We start from the raw sequence: 7,432 nt of genomic DNA on the forward strand, positions 1-7,432 counted from the left end.
ATTTATGATAGGTCAGGTAACTATTTATAGTTTAATTACTATATCTTTGTTGAGGTAATTTATAATTTGTACCAGATATTAATTGAGTGTAAAATGGCTTTAATAATCATAGCCGGAATAGACAAATAATTCTAATGATTTGAAAATATGATAGTGAAAAAAGAGAATTACATTTTGCGGCCGTGGCGGGAGTCAGACTGTAATTCTTTGGCATATTATGCTAATAATATCAGTATATGGAATAATCTTCGTGATTCATTTCCTCACCCATACACCTCGGACGATGCAGATGCTTTTATCAAGATGGCTTCGGTCGAGCCTTATTCTCAATTTGCAATTGAGGTTTCCGGTCGGGCAGTAGGGGGGATCGGATTTGTTCGGCAAAATGATATCGAACGACTTAATGCAGAGGTCGGATATTGGATTGGAGAACCTTTTCAAGGGTTGGGTATTGTATCAGATGCTTTATCTGAATTGATAAGTTATATATTTACCGAAACAGACTTGATTCGTTTATATGCGTTAACCTTTGACTTTAATGAAAAGTCGATGCGGGTATTGAGGCGAAATGGTTTTAAGCAGCTTGCTGTTATGCATCGTATGGGAATTAAAAACGGTAAGATTATAGATATGCATTATTATGAATTGTTGAAACCGTATTGAGTTATTGTTTATATGAAAACCATGAATTCGATTAAAGAGATATTCCGGATTGGAGCAGGGCCTTCGAGTAGCCATACTATGGGGCCTCAAAGGGCTGCGAAAATTTTTTTAGAACGTAACCCCCGAAGTGCATCTTTCAAAGTTTCCCTATTCGGAAGTCTTGCTGCAACAGGTAAAGGCCATTTGACCGACAGGGCGATTTTAGAAGTTTTAGAACCTCATGCTCCTGTACAGATTGAATGGCTGCCGAAAATATTTCTTCCTTTTCATCCGAATGCCATGACTTTTTGTGCTATAAATTCGGAAAACGAAGTTTTGGACACTTGGACTGTATATAGTATCGGCGGAGGTGCATTATCAGAAGAAAATCGGCCGCCTATCGGAGAAATTTCTGATGTTTATGACATGTCTCATTTAAGTGATATTTTAAGATGGTGTGAGCATTCGGGAAGAAGTTATTGGGAATATGTTGAGGAGAGAGAAGGTGTGGATATATGGGAGTATTTATCTGAAGTATGGAAAAATATGAAAGAGTGTATACAGAGAGGATTAGACACGGAAGGTGTTTTGCCCGGTCCGTTAAATCTCCGACGGAAAGCCGCCGATTATTTTATTCAAGCTGGAGGATATAAAGAGGCTTTGAAAGATCGAGGATTACTTTTTGCTTATGCTTTGGCTGTTAGTGAAGAAAACGCTTCGGGACATACGATCGTGACAGCACCGACTTGCGGAGCATGTGGGGTTTTGCCGGCTGTATTATATCATTTGCAGAAAAACCGAGGTTTTAGCGATATGCGTATTTTCCGGGCTTTAGCTACTGCCGGACTGATCGGAAATATCGTAAAGACAAATGCCTCTATTTCTGGTGCCGAAGTCGGGTGTCAGGGAGAAGTCGGGGTTGCTTGTGCGATGGCTTCGGGTGCTGCTACTCAGTTATTAGGAGGAAGTCCGGCTCAAATAGAATATGCGGCAGAGATGGGGTTGGAACATCATTTGGGGATGACCTGTGATCCGGTTTGCGGATTGGTACAAATTCCTTGTATTGAGAGGAACGCTTATGCTGCGGCGAGAGCTTTAGATTCTCATTTGTATGCATCTTTTTCCGATGGAATACATAGGGTCTCATTTGATAAAGTCGTAGAAGTAATGAAACAGACGGGACATGACCTCCCTTCGCTATATAAGGAGACCGGAGAAGGAGGTTTGGCCAAAGATTATACTCAGACCGATTAAAAAGTTGATGCACCATTATTTTTTGTACATTTGTTAGGTTTTAATTGCTGGGATATGTTGAGTTTGTTATTGATTTTATTGAATATATGCATGGGGATTTCCCCGAATTATAAGCCTGTATCTACTGATTTCAAAATCGATCCGCCTTTGCACCGAACTCTGTATTTAAGCGGAAACTTCGGAGAATTGAGGAATAATCATTTCCATTCGGGTTTAGATATAAAAGCTCAGTCTGGAACACCGGTGTATGCTGTCGAAGACGGTTTTGTTTCCCGGATAAGTGTTTCTCCATACGGATATGGTCTTGCAGTATATATCGATCATCCCCGAATAGGTGTAACCACTGTGTACGGACATTTAGATCGTTTTGCTCCATTTATAGATGATATAGTAAAGATGCGGCAATATGCCCAAGAAAGTTTTTCTGTCAATTTCTTTCTGAAAAAAGATGAAATTAAAGTCAGAAAGGGACAAGTAATCGCATATAGTGGAAATACCGGTAGTTCGGGAGGTCCGCATTTGCATTTTGAAATAAGAGAAACAGAATCGGAATATTTGTTAGATCCTATGCCTTTTCTCAAAACATATTTGAAAGATACTCGTCCGCCTCAAATTCGTTCAATCGCTGTTTATCCAATTGCAGGAATTGTAAATAACGGATATGTTCGCAAGGATTTTTCCGTTATTCGTCAGAAGAACGGAATTGTGACTCTTTCATCTCCGGTAACGGCATGGGGAAAAATCGTTCTTGGAGTGAAAGCCTATGATTATATGAACGAGACTTCCAATATTTACGGAGTTTATTCTATTCGACTATTTGTGGATGATAAAATAGTTTATTCTTCAGCTATTGAACGTTTCCCTTTTGATAAAAGCCGAGCTGTAAACTCATTTATCGATTATGAGGATTGGGTAAAACGTCGGTCTTTTATAATGCGTTCTTATGTGTCTGTGGGGAATTATCTGCCTGTTTATAAGGATGTTGTTGATCAAGGTGTGATTACGATCGATGAGGAACGTGTTTATAAAATCCGTTATGAACTGAGAGACCGACATGGTAATTTGACAATATGTACATTTTCAATAAACGGAAAAAAGAAAAATATTCTGATGGATAATCCCACCAATAATGCTTGTGTATATAATCAGAATAATTTCATCGATAAACATGGGGTTTCATTATTTATTCCCAAAGGGGCTCTTTACGAAAATGTTCAATTAAAATGTTTCCAGAATAGCGATAATTCTTATGTTGTGGGGCAAGAATGCGTGCCTTTACATTTATATTGTAATTTAAAAATTAAAATACCCTCAGATACTCTTGATAATAAAAAACAATACTATTTAGCTCGAGTATTCGGGAATAAAGAGATTCCTTATACCGGTACATATATGAATGGGTATTTAGAAGTTAAAATAAGAGAATTAGGAACATTTGTTGTTAAATCAGATACCGTAAATCCAGTCATTACTCCTATGTCTCCTGCCCAATGGGGAAATACAGGAAAGATTCGTATCAGAATAGGAGATAAGCATACTGGAGTCGAGTCTTACAGAGGTGAAATTGATGGCAAATTTGCACTTCTTGAGATGGATGGCAAGACTGCAATATTGAGCTGCAAGCTCGATCCGGTACGTGTAAAAAGGAATAAAAAGCACCATTTTAGACTTACGGTTACAGATCGTTGCGGAAACCGGGCGGTTTATGAGAATTCATTTTATTGGTAAATACCTAACACATATTTTATGAAAAAATTTATCTTATTATGCACATTTTGTTGGGGAATGCTTGTTCCCGGAGCACGAGCATGTACAAGTTTTTTGGCTGGTAGGAATGCCACAATAGATGGCTCTACATTTATAACATACGCGGCCGATTCCCATACATTGTATGGAGCTTTAAAATTTATTCCGGCAGCAAGACATCCTAAAAACAGCACTATGGAAATCAGAGAGTGGGATACGAATAAATTATTAGGACATATTCCTCAAGTCGAATATACATATAAAGTGGTCGGTAATATGAATGAACATCAATTGTCTATAACCGAATCTACATGGGGAGGGCGTCCTGAACTTGTAGATACTACGGGTATAATTGATTATGGCAGTTTGATGTATATTGCTTTGCAGCGAGCTAAGACAGCGAGAGAAGCGATTACGGTCATGACCGATCTGGTTAGCGAATATGGCTATTATAGTTCAGGAGAATCTTTTTCTATTGCTGATCCTGAAGAAGTGTGGATTATGGAGATGATTGGAAAAGGACCTCAAAATCAGGGTGCTGTATGGGTTGCCGTACGCATTCCCGATGATTGCATTGCCGCACATGCCAATCAGTCTCGCATTCATAAGTTCCCGTTAGATGATAAAGAAAATTGTCTATATTCTCCTGATGTCATATCATTTGCTCGGGAACAAGGTTATTTCAATGGACTGAATAAAGATTTCAGTTTTGCCGACGCTTATGCTCCTGCAGATTTTGGAGCATTGAGAGGATGTGAAGCAAGAGTATGGAGTTTTTATAATCGGTTTAATAGTTCTATGGGTAAATATTTATCATATTTGAATGGTAAATCTAAAGAGTATTTGCCGCTTTATATAAAACCGGATAAGAAGTTATCGGTACAGGATATGAAAGATGCCATGCGTGATCATTTTGAAGGTACACCTTTTGACATGACCCAAGATGTAGGTGCAGGACCGTTTAAATGCCCTTATAGATTTCGGCCTATGACCTTTAAAGTGGATAGTGTAGAATATACTAATGAGCGAGCTGTGGCAACACAACAGACTGCTTTTACACTGGTCGCTCAGATGCGGTCGTGGTTGCCGAATGCAATCGGAGGAGTTCTATGGTTTGGGGTAGATGATACGAATACTTGTGTCTATGTGCCCTTATATGCTTGTTTAAATGAAGTTCCGGAGTGTTATAGTGAATTGAACGGGAGCATGTATGACTTATCTTGGACTTCTGCTTTTTGGATTCATAATTGGGTTGCCAATATGGCTTATTCTCGTTATGATCAGATGATAGAGGATATACGTCCCGTTCAGAAAGATATAGAAACGACATTTAATGTACAGCAGCCTGTAATAGAAAAGGTTGCTAATGATTTGTATCGTAACGATCCTGTAGCGGCAATTCGCTTTTTGAATGCTTATAGTGTAGCTCAGGCCCAACAAACGACTGTTCAGTGGAAAAAGTTAGGAGAGTTTTTATTGGTTAAATATTTAGATGGAAATAGGAAAAAAGAAAAAGGCGGGCATTTTTTAGAGAATGGGTACGGTTTGCCTGCTGATCCTGATTTTCCGGGATATTCTGAAGAGTATTATCGGGCAGTCGCTAAAGATGCTGGAGACCGGTTGAAAGTCGCTTTTTGAAAGATAAAAATTTAAACTGGCTTTAAAACTATTTTGCCTTATATCTCTGTATCGATAAAAACTTTTTTGTATATTTGTGTATTATAGATGTTGTGAAATTTTTCTAAAAAAGAGAATTGTATGGAAAATGAGACCTTATTGAAAGAAGTAACTGCAAAAGCACAGACTTGGCTGGGAGACGGTTATGATGAAGCCACTAAAGCCGAAGTGAGAAGGATGCTTGACAATGATGATAAGACAGAGCTGATAGAGTCGTTTTATAAAGATTTGGAATTCGGTACTGGTGGACTGCGTGGGATAATGGGAGCTGGAACAAATCGGATGAATATATATACGGTAGGTGCTGCGACACAGGGATTATCCAATTATTTAAAAAAAGAATTTGCCGATTTATCTGAAATAAAAGTCGTAATCGGACATGATTGTCGTAATAATAGTCGTTTGTTTGCAGAGATTTCTGCAGATATTTTTTCTGCCAACGGAATCAAGGTATACCTTTTTGAATCATTAAGACCTACTCCCGAGATGTCTTTTGCCATAAGAGCATTAGGATGCCAAAGCGGTATTATCCTGACAGCATCTCACAATCCCAAAGAATACAACGGATACAAGGCATACTGGAATGATGGCGCTCAAATGATCTCGCCGCACGATAAGAATACGATTGCTGAAGTAAATAAGATACGTTCTATTGCCGATATCAAGTTTAAAGGAAATCCCGCTTTGATCGAAATAATCGGAGAAGAGGTAGATAAGCTTTTCCTTGATAAAATTAAAACTTTGTCGTTGAGTCCTGATGCTATCGAACGGCATAAAGATATGAAAATTGTTTATACGCCTATACACGGTACAGGTGTAAAATTAGTCCCGGCATCATTGAAAAATTTTGGATTTACGAATATCATTCACGTTCCGGAACAAGATGTTGTCAGCGGGGATTTTCCGACAGTAGTTTCTCCAAATCCCGAAGAGCCGGCAGCTTTGGATATGGCTATACGTAAAGGTATCGAAGTGGATGCCGATATCGTTATGGCTTCAGATCCTGATGCCGATCGTATTGGTATAGCAGTAAAGAATGATAAAGGGGAATTTGTTCTTGTAAATGGAAATCAGATTGTTATGATTTTACTTAATTATTTGATGACCAAATATAAAGAGTTAGACAGACTTACAGGAAACGAATATATTGTGAAAACTATCGTGACGACTGAGTTGATAAAAACAATTGCTGATCGTAATAATATCACTTGCTATGATTGTTATACCGGGTTTAAATGGATTGCATCTGTAATCCGTGAGTTGGAAGGAAAGAAGAAATATATCGGTGGAGGAGAGGAAAGCTACGGCTTTTTGGCTGAGGATTTTGCTCGGGATAAAGATGCTGTATCTGCAATTTCTTTGATGGCGGAGGTTGCAGCTTGGGCAAAAGATAATGGCAAGACTGTATATGAAATGTTACAAGATATTTATTTGACTTACGGTTTCTCTAAAGAAAAAGGTATTTCTGTAGTTCGTAAGGGAAAATCGGGGGCTGAAGAAATCGAAGCGATGATGAAGAATTTCAGGAATAATCCGATGACGGAGATTGCCGGTTCGAAAGTTATTCTTACAAAAGACTTTTCTACTTTAGTTGCTAATGATTTGGTGGAGAATGAAAAGTATACTTTAGATATGCCGACTACATCGAATGTGTTACAGTATTTTACAGAAGATGGGACTAAAGTTTCTATACGTCCTTCAGGAACAGAGCCTAAAATAAAATTCTATATAGAAGTAAAAGGTGAACTGAAATCTCGTGAAGATTATGATAAAGTCAATGAATTGGCAAATCAGAAAATAGAAGCCGTAAAAGTTTCTCTTGGAATTTGATATAGGTAAAAAATGATAGTAAGGAGGATTATAGAAAAACCAAAATTTTCTATAATCCTTTTTATTATATCTTTCGATAAGCTTTGGGAGAAATACCAGTATGTTGTTTAAAATATTTCCCGAAAAAAGATTGATTGGCAAAATTTAGTTCTACTGAAATTTCCTGAATTGTCATGTTACTTGATTTAAGTAATGCTTTAGCGGCCAAAATAACTTGTTCATCGATCCACTCTCCAGCAGATTTTCCGCTTATCTCTTTAATTACACAAGAAAGGTATTTAGG

General features: G+C 37.9%; 6 protein-coding genes. 5 read left to right on the plus strand and 1 reads right to left on the minus strand.

The features are described from left to right. Positions 1–147 precede the first annotated feature (147 nt). From AC1WHX_RS09005 to AC1WHX_RS09025, 5 genes are all read left to right on the plus strand, one after another. Entirely contained in the window at positions 148–663 is a 516-nt protein-coding gene (locus AC1WHX_RS09005; RefSeq protein WP_009317108.1) for a GNAT family N-acetyltransferase, read from the plus strand. Positions 664–684: 21 nt separating this feature from the next. After that, positions 685–1,896 carry an L-serine ammonia-lyase gene (locus AC1WHX_RS09010; protein ID WP_122303508.1) on the plus strand — a complete coding sequence of 404 codons (1,212 nt, stop codon included), beginning with the start codon at positions 685–687 and terminating at the stop codon, positions 1,894–1,896. A gap of 54 nt (positions 1,897–1,950) precedes the next feature. Beyond that, a complete protein-coding gene (locus AC1WHX_RS09015; protein ID WP_147412137.1) occupies positions 1,951–3,624 on the plus strand; it encodes a M23 family metallopeptidase in 1,674 nt (557 codons plus the stop codon). Positions 3,625–3,642: 18 nt separating this feature from the next. Then, the gene (locus AC1WHX_RS09020; RefSeq protein WP_009317104.1) at positions 3,643–5,280 is read left to right on the plus strand and encodes a C69 family dipeptidase; all 1,638 of its coding nucleotides are present in this window, start codon (positions 3,643–3,645) and stop codon (positions 5,278–5,280) included. Between the two features lie 120 nt (positions 5,281–5,400). Further along, positions 5,401–7,149: a phospho-sugar mutase gene (locus AC1WHX_RS09025; protein WP_122338044.1), complete on the plus strand. Its 1,749-nt coding sequence runs from the start codon at positions 5,401–5,403 to the stop codon at positions 7,147–7,149. Between the two features lie 64 nt (positions 7,150–7,213). Here AC1WHX_RS09025 and AC1WHX_RS09030 read toward each other — a convergent pair. Beyond that, a partial coding sequence (locus AC1WHX_RS09030) for a helix-turn-helix domain-containing protein (RefSeq protein ID WP_481229189.1) occupies positions 7,214–7,432 on the minus strand: 219 nt, incomplete at its 5' end.

The organism is Coprobacter sp. (genome assembly GCF_982436375.1).